General features: G+C 67.9%; 12 protein-coding genes. 5 read left to right on the top strand and 7 right to left on the bottom strand.

Annotated features, from left to right (window positions below):
- Positions 1 to 289 precede the first annotated feature (289 nt).
- From ACFZBU_RS46670 to ACFZBU_RS46660, 3 genes are all read right to left on the bottom strand, one after another.
- Entirely contained in the window at positions 290 to 1,894 is a 1,605-nt protein-coding gene (locus tag ACFZBU_RS46670) for a hypothetical protein (protein WP_391589932.1), read from the bottom strand.
- 121 nt (positions 1,895 to 2,015) lie between these two features.
- Positions 2,016 to 2,156 (bottom strand): hypothetical protein, encoded by a 141-nt coding sequence (locus ACFZBU_RS46665; RefSeq protein WP_391589931.1) that lies wholly within the window; start codon positions 2,154 to 2,156, stop codon positions 2,016 to 2,018.
- 908 nt (positions 2,157 to 3,064) lie between these two features.
- Positions 3,065 to 3,241 (bottom strand): hypothetical protein, encoded by a 177-nt coding sequence (locus ACFZBU_RS46660; protein ID WP_391589930.1) that lies wholly within the window; start codon positions 3,239 to 3,241, stop codon positions 3,065 to 3,067.
- 277 nt (positions 3,242 to 3,518) lie between these two features.
- On the opposite strand from ACFZBU_RS46660, the gene ACFZBU_RS46655 reads away from it, so the two are divergent.
- Entirely contained in the window at positions 3,519 to 4,280 is a 762-nt protein-coding gene (locus tag ACFZBU_RS46655) for a hypothetical protein (protein WP_391589929.1), read from the top strand.
- A 297-nt stretch (positions 4,281 to 4,577) separates the two neighbouring features.
- Here ACFZBU_RS46655 and ACFZBU_RS46650 read toward each other — a convergent pair whose 3' ends face one another.
- The 4 genes from ACFZBU_RS46650 to ACFZBU_RS46635 form a co-directional block, all read right to left on the bottom strand.
- The gene (locus ACFZBU_RS46650; protein WP_391589928.1) at positions 4,578 to 5,615 is read right to left on the bottom strand and encodes a hypothetical protein; all 1,038 of its coding nucleotides are present in this window, start codon (positions 5,613 to 5,615) and stop codon (positions 4,578 to 4,580) included.
- A 345-nt stretch (positions 5,616 to 5,960) separates the two neighbouring features.
- Positions 5,961 to 6,266: an integration host factor, actinobacterial type gene (gene mihF, locus ACFZBU_RS46645; RefSeq protein ID WP_391589927.1), complete on the bottom strand. Its 306-nt coding sequence runs from the start codon at positions 6,264 to 6,266 to the stop codon at positions 5,961 to 5,963.
- 614 nt (positions 6,267 to 6,880) lie between these two features.
- Entirely contained in the window at positions 6,881 to 7,933 is a 1,053-nt protein-coding gene (locus ACFZBU_RS46640; protein ID WP_391589926.1) for a hypothetical protein, read from the bottom strand.
- Entirely contained in the window at positions 7,930 to 8,826 is an 897-nt protein-coding gene (locus ACFZBU_RS46635) for an esterase/lipase family protein (protein WP_391589925.1), read from the bottom strand. The genes ACFZBU_RS46640 and ACFZBU_RS46635 overlap by 4 nt, the downstream gene beginning before the upstream one ends.
- 386 nt (positions 8,827 to 9,212) lie before the next feature.
- Between ACFZBU_RS46635 and ACFZBU_RS46630 the strand changes: the two genes are divergently transcribed.
- The 4 genes from ACFZBU_RS46630 to ACFZBU_RS46615 all read left to right on the top strand — a co-directional run bounded on the left by ACFZBU_RS46630 (position 9,213) and on the right by ACFZBU_RS46615 (position 16,060).
- Entirely contained in the window at positions 9,213 to 9,872 is a 660-nt protein-coding gene (locus ACFZBU_RS46630) for a hypothetical protein (RefSeq protein ID WP_391589924.1), read from the top strand.
- Positions 9,873 to 10,366: 494 nt separating this feature from the next.
- Positions 10,367 to 13,186, top strand: a complete 2,820-nt coding sequence (locus ACFZBU_RS46625) for a hypothetical protein (RefSeq protein WP_391589923.1) — start codon at positions 10,367 to 10,369, stop codon at positions 13,184 to 13,186.
- 65 nt (positions 13,187 to 13,251) lie between these two features.
- A complete protein-coding gene (locus ACFZBU_RS46620; RefSeq protein WP_391589922.1) occupies positions 13,252 to 14,691 on the top strand; it encodes an IS701 family transposase in 1,440 nt (479 codons plus the stop codon).
- Between the two features lie 478 nt (positions 14,692 to 15,169).
- Complete coding sequence (locus ACFZBU_RS46615; protein ID WP_391589921.1) at positions 15,170 to 16,060, top strand: hypothetical protein; 891 nt, start codon at positions 15,170 to 15,172, stop codon at positions 16,058 to 16,060.
- The last annotated feature ends 5 nt before the right edge of the window (positions 16,061 to 16,065 follow it).

Raw genomic sequence — 16,065 nt, 5'->3', positions numbered from 1 at the left:
CAGGGTCCGCCCCGACCCGGTGATCCGCTCACGGGCCTCGGCGGCACTCGGATCGAGAAACACCGACCGCAGGAGCTCGTCCGCCTCCTCCTGCCTCGGCGGCACGGGCCCTCTCGCGTCGGCGCCAACGATGCGCCGCCGAGGAACACCGCGCGTCGTTCCCGGGGATGCTCCATGCGAGGACGAGTCTCGTTGTCGAATCGACACGGGGTCGACGCCACACACTCGGAGTCGCTGCTCGGGCCGACTGCCCGCGCGGTCTGCGCCCATCAGGAACCCCGCGGCTCGGTCACGCCGTCGGTGGGCGGCGAAAGACGTGCTCGCGGTGCCAGGCATAGAAGGGCTCTCGTTCGGGTGTCCACCATGAGGTTCGAGGCGGGGCGAGGTATCGCCGCGTGCAATCGACGAGTTCCGGTGCGGCGGTGACGTCCGTGCTGAACCGGATGTCACCGCCGGGGGCCACCGCGAGGTATCCCTGCTCGAACAGTTCCCGACATCCCAGGGCACACAGGGGCATCGCGTTGTCGAGGCTGCGGCGTTCGGCCTCCGAACAGGCCATCGGTGACTTCATCGCGTGGACCATCAGCAGACCGGCGGGTACGTGGCGTTGGCACAGCGCGCACGCGGACGTGCGGGCCAGGACGTGTCGCCGCAGTCTCTGTTGGTATGTCCGTGTGCCGGCCAGGGCGAAGTCGGGGTCGATGTCCGTGTCTATATCCGTGTCGAGGAGTGTCCGGCCGGACGTCGGATCCTGTCCGGGGCCGGCTTCCAGGTCCTCGGTGACGGCCGGCGGGTCGAGCTGGAGCAGTTCGGCCAGCAGTGCGCTCTCGGTGTCGCTGAGGTGCGTCAGGTTCTGCACGTTGCGGTTGGGCTGCCATCCGAGGAGCTCCCGAACCTCGTCCATGGGCAGGTGGTGTTCCCGAACCGCGTCGATCGCGTACATGAACTCCCAGCTGTTGCCGACTTGGTCGGCGCCCCACAGGCGGCGTGCCAGCGCCGGATTGTGGAAGGTCGCGGCGACCTGCCCACTGAGGTAGAGCTTCTTGTCCCCGCTCAGGAACGCCTGATTCCCCGGCTCGATGCGCAACGCCTTGCGCAGGTTCGCGTTGTTGCGCCCCGGGGGCACGCCCCACAGCGCTGCGCGCCCGGAGGGGAAACGCCGCAGGAGTTCGCCCGCCAGTCGCGTGCCCAGCAGGTCGGTGTGTGCGGTGAGGTCCACGGGGGTTGCGATGGTGGCGGCGAACATCTTGTAGATGAGGGCTTGGGACAACGCGGCCGGCTGGATGAAGGAGTGTGGCTTCCCCCAGGTCTCGTACGAGAACCAGTACGTGGGCGGCCTGAGTGGGGTGTGCACGGCTACGGGGCTCGGTGGTTGCGTATCGGCGATCGCGACGGCGGGCGTCTCGGGTGGTCCGATCGGGACCGTCTGCGCGGCATCGTTTCGGGATGGTTCGACGCGTGCGGGCGGCACTTGCGGCTCGCTCGGTGTCGAGGCCTCGACGGGATGGGTCTGCGGGGTCGGCGCGGGAGCGTCCGCGGTGGTCGATGGGACGGTCGAGATTCTCGGGTCGGGGACGCCTTTCGCGTATTCCCACAGTCCGAACAGACGTACTGCGGCCTGTTGAGGATCCGGCCGGTACACCGACCGCTCGGCCAGCAACAGCACGAGCGGTTCCACGCGCTGCCATCCGGGAACCTTGCGGCCGTGCAACAGGTCGGCGATCGCCTGATGCGAGATGGTCCCGCGAGAGTCGGGACCGTTCTTGATGGCGGTGGCCATCATCCTGGTCCCCGGGCTGCCCGCGTCGCGATAGAGCGCGTGCAGGGCTGCGACGAACGCGCGCGGCGGCCCGTCGGGGCACTGTGTCGTGTCGGGCATCGTGATCGGCGGCATCACGGTCTTCCTTCCGTGGCCCCGCTCCCCGCGGGTCGGACAACAATCGGGAGAAACCCCACCCGCAAGGCGGCCAGGGCCGAGTCTGCCGGGGATCGGCGTGCCGATCCCCGGCAGGGGTTCAACCCTGGTTCGTCAGGGTCAGGATCAACCACGCCACCACCGCTCGCGCGACACCCCCGACCACCGCCGGCAGCAACACCCGCCGCCGACCACGATGTTCGCCCTTGTCCCGATCGCATCCACAGGTACCGTCGTGCACGAGTGTGATCCTTCCAAGCGAGACCGCCACGGGACGCACGTCCGGTCCGCGCCCCGGACTCCAGCCTTCCGGAGCATGCAGACCACTAGGCGGAAATCACCGGGAATCGAACGGTGATTGACGGATGCTTACACAAACAGGCGGAGTGATCGACGCTCATTCCTACGGCATGCGGGCTGGTCTGTTGTCGGGCGCGGGCCGATTCGTGGACGGCACGGGCTGTCGGCACGCGGCCCGCTTGGACAAGGCGGGGGATGGGGTCCATGCCTGTTTCCGCGGGCCGGGGCAGGACACGGGAGCGACGGCGTTGTGTGCCAGTGGCCGCGTCGACGGCCCGCAGTTTGCGGTCGGCGCCTCCGGCCGCCGCCTCGCAGCCTCCAAACTGTGGTCGACCCCCAAGGGCCCCTGGCCCTTGGGGATCGACGCTCGGGCGACCTCGACCTGCCATCCGGTGATCGGGCCGCCACCACCGAGCACATACGATCGCGGCCCTTCGTCGACCGCGAAGTCCTCGCCGACGTGATCGCCGACGAAGACCGGCAACGACGGGAGCTGCGCGCCCTCCTCGCCCAGAGGCCCGGAACCCCGTGACACCCGCTCCGGGTGACTTAACAGCGGCCCTCGATGTCATCGCTGCCCGGCCGTGGGGCCGCGTCGGGGCGTGTCGCGAGGTCAACGACGCGGTCGAGTTCTCACCCGTGGTCGTCGGTCCCGGCCCCGGACACCGTGCACTCGCGAAAGCGCCCCGACACGCCTACCGCGCGGGTACGGGTCGACGACGTCGCGTGGCGAGGTGCGTCGTCGCGTTCTCGACGAGGTCTTCGAGTTCCGGGGCCAGCCATGGGCGTGCCCGGGCCAGGGGGACACGGTGTCGGCCGGAGGCGATGTCCTCCATGATGTCGGGGGGGTCAACGGCCGCTTGGCGGCCCCCACAACTCGTCGTCGGAACGGGCGTTGTATTTGCCGGGCGACGACGCGTCGTCGGTATCGTTACCGGAGTCGTCGGCCTCCGCCACCGCCAAGAGCGGCCGCGATTCCCGCACCTGCGGGGCGCTGTAGTCGCTGTGGTCGCTGCTGTCATCCATCGATCCCCCAAGATGTCGATGTCGATGTGCCTCATGGTGCCGGCGCGGTCGCTCGTCGTCATCGCAAACCCCGAAACCCAAGCAGGGCGCCTCGGGAACACTCCACCGAGGCGGCGGCGGAAGGCATTGCGCCTCGGGGGCGGCACCCGGCCGTGCCGGTCCGACCGGGATCCTCCGGGAGCCGAATCGAAGTGGACGACAGGCGTGCGAGTTCACGGCGAAGCCCTGTGCGAGGATGCGCGCGTCCCCACCATCGAACGATTGGTCAATCAGGTTCATGCGCCCCGCCCGTGGACGTTTCACCGCCGCCCTCGTCCCCCTGCTCCTGGCGACCGGCGCGTGTTCCGACTCCGACAATGCCCGCGATGCGAAAGACGGGTCGAACGGCCCGGTCACCGAGGCAAGTTCGACCGGGATCCCGGGAGTCGCGTCCGACACACCGAAGGGCAAGGAGCTCACCGCCGAGCAATTGCGGGCAGCCTGGGTCGTGGAGCGAGACCTGCCGAGGCGGTGGACGCCGACGGGGGAGGTCACCCGGCCGGCGCTGAATCCGAAGGCGGCCAAGCCGCAGTGCCAACCGATCGCCGATCTGGAGGACCTGTCCGGGGCCGCCGCGCCGAAGGCCGTGACCCACCTCGGACTGGAGTCGGAGGAGACGCCGGGCACCGTCCACTCGGTGAGCATCGCCCTCCTTTCCGGGAACGACGCGACCGGGGCCCTGGACGCGGCGAGGAAGGCCCTGCCCTCGTGCGGCGACTTCGCGGAGACGACCGACAACCCCGCCCCCCAAGAGAGTTCCACCGCCGAATACGCGCTGACCGGCGGCGCCGGCCACGACCTCGGTGACGACAGCCTGTCCCTGGAATTCGGCACGGACGACGGCCAGTACTCGATCGTCGTCACCGTGGTCCGAGTGGGGCCGGTACTGGTCAGAGGCATGTCCCTGGGCATGTTCGGCCCACCGCCGGTGGCGATACCCGAAGCGGTCATGAAAGCGCAGGTCGACAAGATCGCGGCGATCACGTCCCCCGCACGGTGAGATCGAGCAACGACAGCCGCTGGCGACCGGCTGCCGGCACATTCCGTCGGTCGCCGGGCGGTGCACCGGGCGCAGATCACCGAACGCGAACGACTCCTCAGGGAACGGGAGATGCGCCGGTGAGCGGGGTGTGAAGTCGGTCCGGGGATGTTCGTGGCCGGTCGATGCCAGATCGCCCGGGACGATCCACCGGCGCGCCGCAGCGTGAGCGTGGTGGTGAGGTGTCGGGTGGTTCGGGGTGGCCGGTCGCCCACGGCCGAATCTTTCGCGAAATCCGCGGTGCCCCCGGCGCCGGTCTCAAAAGGGCGGGTCGTCGGCGAAGCCCTCGGGGTCCGCCCGGGGATCGGGGCGCGTAGGGACGGGGTGGCACATCTGGTGCAGGGTGTGTGTCAGTCCGGCGCCGCGGGAGTAGTCGTCGACCCACCGCATCCAGGGCACCCGGGCCATCAGGCGGCCGAGTTCGTCCGTGACGATCTCGTCGAGAACCGCGCGCAGTTCCTCGGGCACCGGGTCGCGGGTCAGGCACAACCACCCCAGCGCGGCGGCGACCCTGACCTCGGGCGGGCGTGCGGGGTCCGACCAGCACGCGCGGGTGAACGCGGCGGCGTCCTCGTCGTGGTGTTCCCTTGCCAGTTGCGCGATCGCCAGGACCAGGCCGGCCCGCAGACGGGGAATCTCCTCGACGCGGAACCGCCCGTGCAGGGCGGCAGAGATCTCCCGGGCGCGGCCCGACGACGCCGCCAGGACGTACGCCGCCTCCTCCCGCACCTCCGGGTCCGGGTCGTCCAGAAAGGCGATCGGGATGTGCGCGTCTGCGGCGATCGCGTCCCGCGCCGCCCGCACCGACCAGTTCTGCGAATAGCCCTTCGTGTCGACGCGCACCTCGTCGTCGGCGTCGGCCACCCGCAACAGACCGGTGCGCGACCCGTCGCCCCAGTCGTCGCGGCGAGCCAACGCCGCGACCAGGCCGAGCGCGTTCACCCGCTCGTGCCCGGCCGGGTCCACCGCGATCCGCAGCAGGAACGGCACCGTCAACGGCGCCACCGAACCCTTCGTACCCTGATGAAAGACGGAGCCCGCCAACAAGGAGAGCCCGTGACGCGCCACGCCCGGGTCGGCGGAACGCAGCCGCTCCAAGTAGCCGGGAACGTCCTCGCCCGAGCCGTACGCGTGCGAGAACCGCCCCCACGGCACCCGGTCGTAGGCGAAGCCGTCTTTGACGTCCCTCGGCATCCCCGCGATCACCACACGCACATCCAGCTCGGTCCCCTCGTACACCTCGACTCCGTGCACACGCACCCGCTCGAAATCGAACACGAGATCCTCGGACGTCACGGTCGCCTCCTGCGGGTGTTGCCGGCCGAAAGGGCCCTGCCTACCACGACGGGCCGACATGACTCGAACGAACATCCGACAAGCAGGTGCGGGCGTCGGAGCTGTCCGGGTGAGTCGATGTCACAGTTTTCGTAAAGCACGAACGGCGTCGGTCTGCGCCCGGGCGCTGGTCAGTTCGTCGATCGTCAACACACCGCGTAGGACACCCTCGTCGTCCACGTACGGCTCGCGGCCCGGTCACCCTGATGAGCCGGCGTCTAACGGGCCGCACCGGCCGACCGGCCCCGTGGCGACCGTCATGCGAAGAGCGTCCGCTGAAAGGTCGGGAGCACGATCCACGGCTGGTCATCCGAACCGCTCCAGGAGGCGATCGCGCTGTTGGCTGCCCAGGCCACGCACGCGGCGGCTCTCGGAGATCTCCAGCTCGTCGAGGAGCCTCGCGGCCCGTGCCTTGCCGATGTCGGGAAGGGATTCGAGCAGGGCGCGGACCGGCATCTTGCGCACGGCGTCGGAGTCGTCGGCCAACACCTCGCCCAGCGACAACCGGCCGCGCTTGAGTGCCTCCTTCACCTCGGCCCGCTCTTTGCGCACGGCGGCGGCCTTCGCGAGCGCGGCCTGGCGGTCCTCGAGAGTCAGCGGCGGCACGGTCATCGGGGTGTTCTCCTCGCATCGCCCGGAACGGAACGGGCCCATCATCTCTCTCTCCGCCATCGGCTTCGACCAGCGACTTTGCCGATGGCGGCGGGCCTGCGGGGTGCCGATCGAGACGGTGGGCGCGCGACGTCATCCGGCCGTACGGGAAATGTCGCGCAGCTCGGGGCCGTGCGGAATCCCGGAAACGCGTGTGACCGCCGCGGATCTCTCGTCCAATGGAAGCCGGGACGCTTTGCAGGTCGACGACCGGTCGACCGTGAAGACGCGGCGGAGGCACGGGTGAGTGAGGTCGTCTACGGCGATCCGTACGGCCAGGTTGAGCCAATTGTCGGCGTATTACGTCACGATCAGGTCCCTCAGCGCGTCTCGCGAGCGTGGGACTCCAACGACCCGAGCCTGCCATTGCACCGGCGGGGCCGACCGATCCGCGCTGGATCACCTTCGGCAAAGCCCGCTGGAACTGGCGCGAGCGCCGCCGGGCAGCCGGTCGACCTCCAGGCGGATCAACGTGCCATCGATAATGGGGAGTTCGCCGTCGTTGTCGATTGCCGCCGTACGACGGAGCCGGAGGTTAAAGCACAAGCTTACACATCGAGCGCCGAGGGCCCCCTCTATCGAAGGGTCCCCAGCACCTCGGACGTAAGCTCTACCAACTCGGATGCTCTGATCAGCGAGCGTTCATCCGCAGGTGCAAGCCGCCAGAGCGCCGAGATCCAGGCGAAGTGCGGTCCAAGGCGTTGAACGATTCTCGTCTCATCCGACGGCGTTAGAGTAGCGATGATTCTTCTCCGCGCGTCCACAACTCGCTCTTCATCGCGACTACGTCGGCCTTGAGCGAGCTCTGGTAGTCGAGCGAAATTGAGGACCTTCAACAGAAGGGCGTCTTCCAGGAGGAATGTCTCAGGAGACGCAACAACTTGCTTTGAGCTTTGCACATGCCTAGCTGCGTCCGATATCTTCTGAGGCGTAATCTCGTCCGATTTCGAAAAGCTGTCAAAGCTTACTCGGCGGGGCCCGGTGGAAGTCGATGAGACCCGCCACGGGTCAGTGTCACCCATGGGAATTTCGGCGCGCATGTCGAGCAGATCGGCGCACAATTGTACGGCGTCGAAAATTCCACCAACGATCGCGGGATAACTCTCGGGGACGGGAGGTTCGAAACATCGCAATCGAGCGTCCCCGACAAGATCGGCCCAAGCCTCATCTGAAGCGAAAAGTAGTTCCCGATAAAAGCTCTCCAGGCCTGCCGACGAGGCGTAACCTCGGAGGCTCAACATCGAGCGGAACTCATCGGAAAGCATCGAGCGGGACTGATCGGAATCGTAGTTTGCAAGCCAGGATTTCGAGTCAAGCAGCTCTTGTGTCGAAAGGTACTCGGGCAGCCTTGCCCAGTCCTCGTCAATCGAAGCGCTGCTGCGTATCACCTCATCCAGTTGCACACCTCTGTCAACCATAAATGCAGTGGCCGGCTCCTTTGCAAAGATCCCCAAATGTATGCCCTGGGCTAGCTGGGATCTCTCCTCGAACGCGCACCCCAATGCGTACAGATAGGGGGGCCAATCTCGCGATTCGCGGTTCGTGGAGCGGTAGTTCACGAAAGAAGGAGTGTGGCGCGAGCGATGGAACTGTGCAAACGCGAACCCGTCAATGGATATCTCGCTCATAGCGTTCCGTCTTTCTGGGTGAGAGTGCCAGTGCTGACGAAGACGAAAGATGCGCGGAATTTGGGGCTTGACTTGCATACGCTCTGGTGATGCGTACCCAAGATTGTAAAGGAGGTGTCGTGGCGGAAGTCCAGGGACGTCACTATGCGGTCATTGTGCGCCCATACGGTGCGGGCTCGGAGGCTTCTGAGAGTCGGGTACATCTCAGCAAAATGGGTGGTGTCTTCCCGCAGTGATTGAATCACTTGAGAGCCAGCTTCCAGTTCCTGGAAGCTGGGTGAACCTCCGCGAATGATTTTCACGAACTGCTTGAACGGGGGGATACTGCCGAGCACGCCGGCTATGCCTGCGATACGGACCCCGCCTTGCGCGGGGGCGAATAGTAGAACTCTTGCGCTGCAAGGGGCCGAGTAAGAGTTCGGTATATCCGCAAGGTGAGGTGATCCTCCAGCATCAAGTCCTTGTTTCAGTAGCAGCAGCACCGCTTGTCGGAGCACCACGCCTCCAAGCGAGTGTCCGACGAGATCGAGGGACTTATAGCTCGTTCCATCGGGTCGAAGCTGGTAGTGCATTCTTCCTACGCTCGCTCTGAAAAGGGCGCCTGGCGGCTTTGGGAAAATCTGGCCAATAATATTGGAGACGTACCTGGCGCTAAGCATGATGTCGTCTGTAACGGAGTCGTAGCCGATGAAGAAGGCGTCCGTTCCCTTCCAATCGTCGTCGCTCCTGATCAGATCCTGCATGCGCGCCCAAGTCTTGAACGGGTGCCCGCCAAAGCCGTGAAAGAAGATGACTGCACGGTCTGCCTCTGGAGCTTCGGCGAGCATTCCGTACGAGTTTTTACTGACGTAGTCGATGTTAGTGCCGAGTTTGGGAACATCTATATGACTCATAGTTAGAGACCTACCCGAGAATGATCGTCGGTAATTAGCTTCAGCCCACGATGCCACCATCACCCATTCTCGCGGATAGACGACGCCTCGGCACTTCAGGCGCCTGCGCCACGACACCCACAGCGGCGGGGCGGCGCCGTTGAGAGGACCCGTCCGAGTTGACGCTGGTTCAGATAGTCGGCGTGGTGTCTGCGATCGCGAGGGCCGGGATCAACGGAGGCAGGTACGGCCTCCGGGCGATACCGAGGCACGGCCGCACGGCACTCTGCGACTGGCACGACTCGGCCGGTCGACACTCCGGCAACGGGCCCCATCCGGTCCGCCTCGTCCGGGTTCGGATTCGGTGTTCCGCCCGGGCCGCCGGCCGATCCTGGGAGGCTCGGGGCATGACAGACATGCGACGCGCCGAACCCGAAGTCCCGTTCCAGCCGACCCTCCAACATCGGATGGGTCTTGCCGACGAAGTGTGGCGTGAGATCGCGCCGTTCCTGGCCCAAGAGGGGATCGAGGAAGGCGGCGCCCCGACCGACCTGGCGACGTTGCAGCAGGCGTTCGACCGGGCGGTCGAACGCGCGAACCTGGCCCGCTTCACGCCCACCGGCCCCATCCGCTCGGCCACCGCCGACACGTTGCGGAACGCCGTCGAGGCCCTCGCCGACGACGACTCCGCCCGGGCCGGGGCCATCCTGGACGCGGTCGGACCCGAACCCACCGAAGCCTCACCCGCCACGGTCGCCGGCTGCATCGGCGTCGCGCTCGACCTCCTCGACGAGTGGCTGTCCGGACGCGAGCTGCGGACCCCGGCGGACCTGACACGACACGTGCGACCACCGGCCGGCCATTGGCAGGGAAAGAACAGCGCCACCGACATCCTCGCCCTGGCCGCCAAGGACAAGGCATTCCGCAACGTCCAGGCGCTGATCACCCGACACGGAGGCATGCGCGTGCTGTACGGCTCCGTCCTCGCCCTCGCCGCCACCCTCGACTCCTGGTCCCGATCCACCGGCACCCCCATCGCGGACCTGGCCCGCGACACCATGCGCTGACACAAGACGTTGCGGACCTGCCGTGCCGGTACGGGCCGATCGGTAGCCGACCAGCGCTCGTGCGGGGCGGGGCTTCGAGGCTTCACCCCCCGAGGAGACCGGCTGCCGAGGCGCTCAGCGCCGGTGTCCGCCGACTGTCGGCCTCACCCTCACCGTGTCCTGTCCCACCCCTTCGCGTCGTTCATCCGCAGAGGAGACCACCCGGGGCGTTGGGCCACGTGCCGATCCCTCTGTCCCTCTCTGTCAGCTTGAAGTTCCCGTGGCCGGGCCGGCCACCGAGGACGATCGGCACGTGGACCTGTCCCGCGTGTCAGGCTGCGGTGCGTGCATGCCGGGTATCCCGCGCAGGACGCCGCCGCACCGGTTGGCGGTGAGTATGTCGGAACGACCGCTGGCGTCCGGATCGATACGTATAGTCCTAGTCGCGGACCACGGGCCATCCGGCGACTTCGCGCCACCGTCGATTCCGCTGACGAGTCGTCAAGGAGGCGTTCATGCTTGAGGACGACGAGTCGGAGCAGCAGACCGCGGCGGACGTCTACGAGAAGCTCACCGGCAAGGAGCAGCAGTGGGTTTCCCTCGTGGAGGACCACTTGCGCCGCCTACCCGAAACCTTGGAGACGCTGCTCGCGTCCGATAGTCGCCACGAGATCGTCCTCAGGGAACACTCGCCGCGCTGGGATCGATCGGACATGGATTGGCTCGCCCCGCGGTTCGACCGGCATCACAGCCTGTCGGCGGCCCGCGCCGTGTTGTCGGTGGCGCAGGCCATCGCCCGGCCGGACGACATGGACGCGCAGATCCGGACGGCTTGCGGTCACTGGGCCGATACCGGTCTGATCGCCGGTGACGCGGTACAGGCGCAAATCCCCATGCATCTGGCGGACGGCCATCCGGGGCTGCAACGAGTCTTTCGCCGGCTCGGCCGGATCGACGGCCTTGGCCCCGGCTCGGGGTGTACAGCCTTGATGGCCCTCCGACTCGCCGGGCGCCACCCGTCCGAACGGCAGGGCGCGAGCGTGGTGGTCCGCGTCCTGTTCGCCGCCGAGGAGGGGGACAGTGGACGGCGCGGTGCCCTACGGCTGGCGATCCTCGAGGATGGGCCCAGCGGGCTCTATCCCGACCTGACCACCATGGCGTTCCTCCACGCCGGCCCGGATTTCGCGACTGCGGCCAACATCGCTTGGGAGACCTCCGAGTGGCCTCGTCAACGACAGAACATGCGGTGCATCACTTGGTCGCTCACCGACGAAGGCATCCCGTGCAGAGCCGTAGACGGAGCCTCCCTCGGCGCCGCCTTCGCCTTGGGCCTGGCCGAACTGCACCGACGCCGCAGTTCCTGGCGTCGCCCGGTGGGGCGCTCCATCCGCGCCGATCACGCGATCACCGCAGCTCTCGGGGACGACCGAACGTTGTTACCGGTGACCGGTTGGTCGACCAAACTCGAGGCGGCGGCCCGACTCGAGAAGTGGACGGTCATCGCGCCCGCGGCGTCGCGGGCCTCGGCGGAGCCGGTTGCCGAAGCCCTCGGCGTCCGGGTCAAGTTCGCGGAGAACCTCGACGAGGTGATCTCCCTCGCGGTCCGACGTCCCAGTAAACGATTCTGGACCACGGTCGCGGCTGTGATCACCATCCTCGCCGTAGGGCTGGCCTACCTCGTGCAGTCCTCTGTGCAAGAGGCCGACGGCCGCACCCTGGCGCAGCGACGAACGGCTGCGGCAGCGGATCTGGCGGCCCGAGCCGCCGGCCTGAAACAGACCGATCCACGGCTGGCCGGACTTCTGGCCCTCGCCGGCTATCGCATCGACCCGACCAGCGGCCGTGCACTGGATGCCATGCGCGATGTGTTGCAAACCAACTCGGGGGTGGCCCGCAACTGGCAGGCGAGTCCTACCCAGGTGGACGCGGTGGTGGTGGACGATGCCAGGCACCGGGCGTACACCTCCGGTGACGATGCCTTCGTCAAGGTATGGGACGTGGCGACGGGTCGATCTGTCGGTCGTGTCGGGGGACGGGCCGCGCTCCTCGCCTTCCACGACCCCAGCGCAGTCCTGGCGGCGTACGGTGAAAGTGCCCTTACCCTTTATGACGCGACGGCCGCCGACACCCCGGTGCCGATGGGCAGCATTACCTATCCCTCCTGCGTCGGCCGGTCCGCCGAGCCACTCGCGCTGGACTTCACCGCCGACGGCACGACGATCACCATCGTGTGGAACGACGGTGTCCTGACCGATTTCGATGTCTTGACGCGTGCATCCACGCCGTGTCGGCGGCTCACCGATGCGGCGACCAAAGACCAACTCGGGACCTATGACCCGGGGCGTCTGCTGCTCGGCGCCGATCTCGTGGTCACGTCGGACGGTGGTGCCACACCGGGGGGAGAGGACGAGGCCGTCGTCCTGCTCAACAACAATCGGGTGCTTTCGATCGGGTTGAGAACCCATCGGGTCCAGGTGGTGATCCCGGAGACGTCCGTCGCGCGTCCGGCCGCCATGGTCCGAGCCTCGGCGCGCGTTGTCACCGTCGCCACCGAAGGCGGGATCCTGGCCTGGGATCGGGACGAACACCGCGTTCTCTCCTACCCGTTGGGTGGCCTGGCCAAGAAGCCGACGGCCATGCGGGTGTACTACGACGACCAGGTGCTCATCGCGGGATCCGACGGCACGATGCTCGTCCCCGTCCGCTCGAAGCCCGGCGACTTCGGCGCGGGACTCGTCCAGCCCCACGGTGGAGCGGCAACCACCGCCATCATGGGGACGAAGCACACCATTGCCGTCGCGAACGTGGGTGGACGGCTCAGCATCCTCAACGAGGCCGCCGGCCCGTTGACGCCGCCCCCCGCGAAGCCCTCGACGTCGGTGTCCTTCCAGACTCCCGGCCAACTCCTGCTGTCCGACTACTTCGGGGTTACTTCCGGAACCAAGTCCTACGGTCTCCTCGCCGTCGACCTCGACCAACGCCCCAAGTTCCCGAACGCGAACGGTTCGGACTACCCGCAGATACGCGACTACCCGGCAGATCCGTTCTACGTCAACCAGACCGCGGTGTCGCCCGAGTTCGTTGCGGCCGCCGGGCAAACCGGTCGCGGTGGCGCGGTCGTGGTGTGGAAGGCGGATGGCACCTTCCTGCGCGAACTACAACTCCCGCCACCGGGCGACGCGAGCCTGCCGGGCGAGAAACGCATCATCGCCCAGTTAGGATTCGTTCCCGAGGCACATCTCCTCGTGGCCCGCCACATCATGGGCGAAGTCGGCTTCTGGTCCACCACCACCTGGGAGTTGCTGGGATCGATCAGACTACCGGTGGTTTGTTGACGGCGGTTCTGATTAGCAGTATGCCGTGAAGTAGCAGTACTCGTCGGCCCGTTCGGGGGTGCGCCATGACCGCTCGTGTGCCGTGTCCGCCCGCGCCGGGGCCGTTGGAGGGTTATGCGGCCCGGTTCGACGACCTGTTCGGGACGCTCGCGCAGCGTCGGGGGTTCCGTGAGTACCTGGTCGGGTTGTTGGCGCCGCGGGACAGGAACAAGACGCTGACCTGCCTGGCCGGGGCCGAGCCGGTGGCCGGCGCGCAACACCCGGCGGTGCAGCGGCTGCAGTTCTTCCTCTCGGAGTCGACCTGGGACCACGAGCGGGTCAACGCCCGTCGGCTCGAGCTGCTGTCGGCCGACCCGGCGACCGCCCCGCACGGGGCGGGGGTGTTGGTGAACGACGACTCCGGGGACCGCAAGGACGGGACGGCGACCGCGCACGTGGGCCGCCAATGGCTGGGACGGTTGGGCAAGACCGACAACGGGGTCGTCACGGTGACCACCGTCTGGGCCGACGAACGCGTCTATTACCCCCTGCACGCCGTTCCCTACACGCCGGCCCGGCACTTCCCGAAACGCAGGAACGACCCGGGGTTCCGCACCAAGTTGCGGATCGGGGCGGAGTTGGCGGCGCAGGCCCACGAGGCGGGGTTCGTGTTCCGGGCGGTGGCCGCTGACAGCGCGTACGGCGACCAGGACGGCTTCCGCTGTGAACTCGCCGACGCCGGACTGCCGTTCGTGATGGCGTTGAAGCCACGGCGCGGGACGTGGGCCTACGGCGACCAGGCCCGCACCCCGGTCGACGCCGCCCGCGAGCTGTGCTGGGGTGGGCTGCGGGATCCGGGCGACTGGAACGCGGTGATCCGCACCTTCCGTGACGGGCACACCGAGACGTGGTGGGCCGCCGACGCGACGTTGGGTTGGTGGGGCCCGGACGGGACGACCCGGCTGGTGGTGGCCACCGCCGACCCGGCGACGCTGCCGGCCAAGGCCACCTGGTACCTCGCCACGAACCTCCCCCGCCCGGGCGGCCCACGCGAGGACGAGCCCCCGCATTCGGCCGCCGATTCGACGGAGGTCGTCCGCATCTATGGGATCCGTCATTGGATCGAGCAGAGCTACAAGCAGGTGAAGGACGAACTCGGATGGGCCGACTTCCAAGTCCGCTCCGACACGGCGATCCGCCGCCACCAGACCCTGGTCAACTGCGCGTTCTCGTTCTGCTGGGATGCCTGGTTCACCGAACAGGAGTCGACGAACACTCCGGTGCCGCAGCCTCGCGACGACACCGGAGAGAGGGGGGCCCGAAACCGTCCCGAGACCCCCACAACCGTCCTGGCCTCGAGCGATCCGGGCCGTCCGCGCCTGGATCGCCCCCTGGATCGCGCTGCAACGCTACTGGCAGGCATGGTCGAACGCGCCCCCACCAACGCAGTTACAGGCCCTGATGAACTCGGTCGGTGCAGGCCACGGCCTGCACCTCTACCTCCCGAACTAACAAACCACCGGTAGGGCGCTGGCAGCCCAAGGTCGACGCACGGCGAGGCCGGGGCCTCTGCGGACACGGCCCGGTACGCGGGATCCGCCACCGGGTCGCCCGAAGGTGCGCGTCGTTGCGGCACAGTTCTCACGAAGGCTGTCCCGCCCCGGGACTACGCGGACGGGGCGGGACAGGGTGCCGAGTTCTGGGCAGGGTGACCCGCCCCCCTCGGCGGGTTACCCGATGCGGATGAGGCCGGCGTTCGCGGTGCAGGGGCGAGGGCGGGGGCCACCCGGCGAGACTGCCACGCCGCGCGGTGCGGGCAGGCCGGTACCCCGGCCTGACTCCTCCCGGGGGCGGGCCGGTGCCCCGGCCCGCCCAGCGGCCCAACTGCAATGACAAGCCGTCCAGGTTCACTCTCACCGGGCTGCCTTGAACGGCGGCTGAGCACAATGCGCCGTGGAACAATCACGCTCTGTCATGTGTTTGTGTACGCGAGAAGGATGTCCCATGCGCATCTTGAAGAGGATGAGGTCGGCCGTCACGGCGATGGCGGTCGTGACCGGCACGCTGGCGGGGATGGTCACCGGTGCCCCTGCCTCGCACGCGGTGACGGTGGCGGACGGTACACCGCCGGCGTCGGGTCCCTTCCGCGGCATGGTGATGGCGAAGAAGACCGCCTCGGTGGGTGACGACCAGGCGGTGACAGTCAGCTGCCCCCCGGGGCAGGTCCCCATCTCCGGTGGCGCCTATGCGACGGTCGGCCAGCCGCTGTACTCCAACATGGTGGCCCTCGTCGAGAGCATGCCCGCCCAGAACACCCAGGGGGCGTACGGCTGGACCGCTTCGGCCCGCAGCGGGCCGAAGCCGCTGACCGTGACGGTCCACGCGGTGTGCATCTACGCCCCGGCCGGCTACGAGGTGGCCGAGCAGTACCACTTCACCATCGACCGCAACGCCCCGCTCGTCACCACCTGCCCCGCTGGCAAGGTTGCTTTCGGCGGCGGCGGAACGGTCTACGGCGGGACCCGGAACCTGAACCAGTCGTACCCCGGCCCGGCCGGGAGCGCCAATCCCAACCAGTGGATCGTCTCCGGCTACGACGTCAATGCGGAGCAGTTGCGGGTCGACGGCTACGCGATCTGCGCCGATCCCATCGCCGGTCTGACGACGACCCGCTACACCCACACGACCTCCGACGACGTCGCCGGAGGCGTCTTGCAGTGCGCCACCGACAAGAAGGTCGTCGGCGGCGGAGCGGCTGTCACCGGGTACGACGACACACTGGTGACCAGCAGGCCCCTGACCGCTGCGGAGAGCGGCGGCCGTGACGGCTGGCAGGTCCAGGCGACCGGCAACAACACGCCGCACGGCGTCGACCTGTACGTCACCTGCTACTGACCGCA

The organism is Embleya sp. NPDC008237 (assembly GCF_042956465.1).
Lineage (GTDB): Bacteria > Actinomycetota > Actinomycetes > Streptomycetales > Streptomycetaceae > Embleya.
This window is presented reverse-complemented; position numbering and strand designations above follow the sequence as displayed.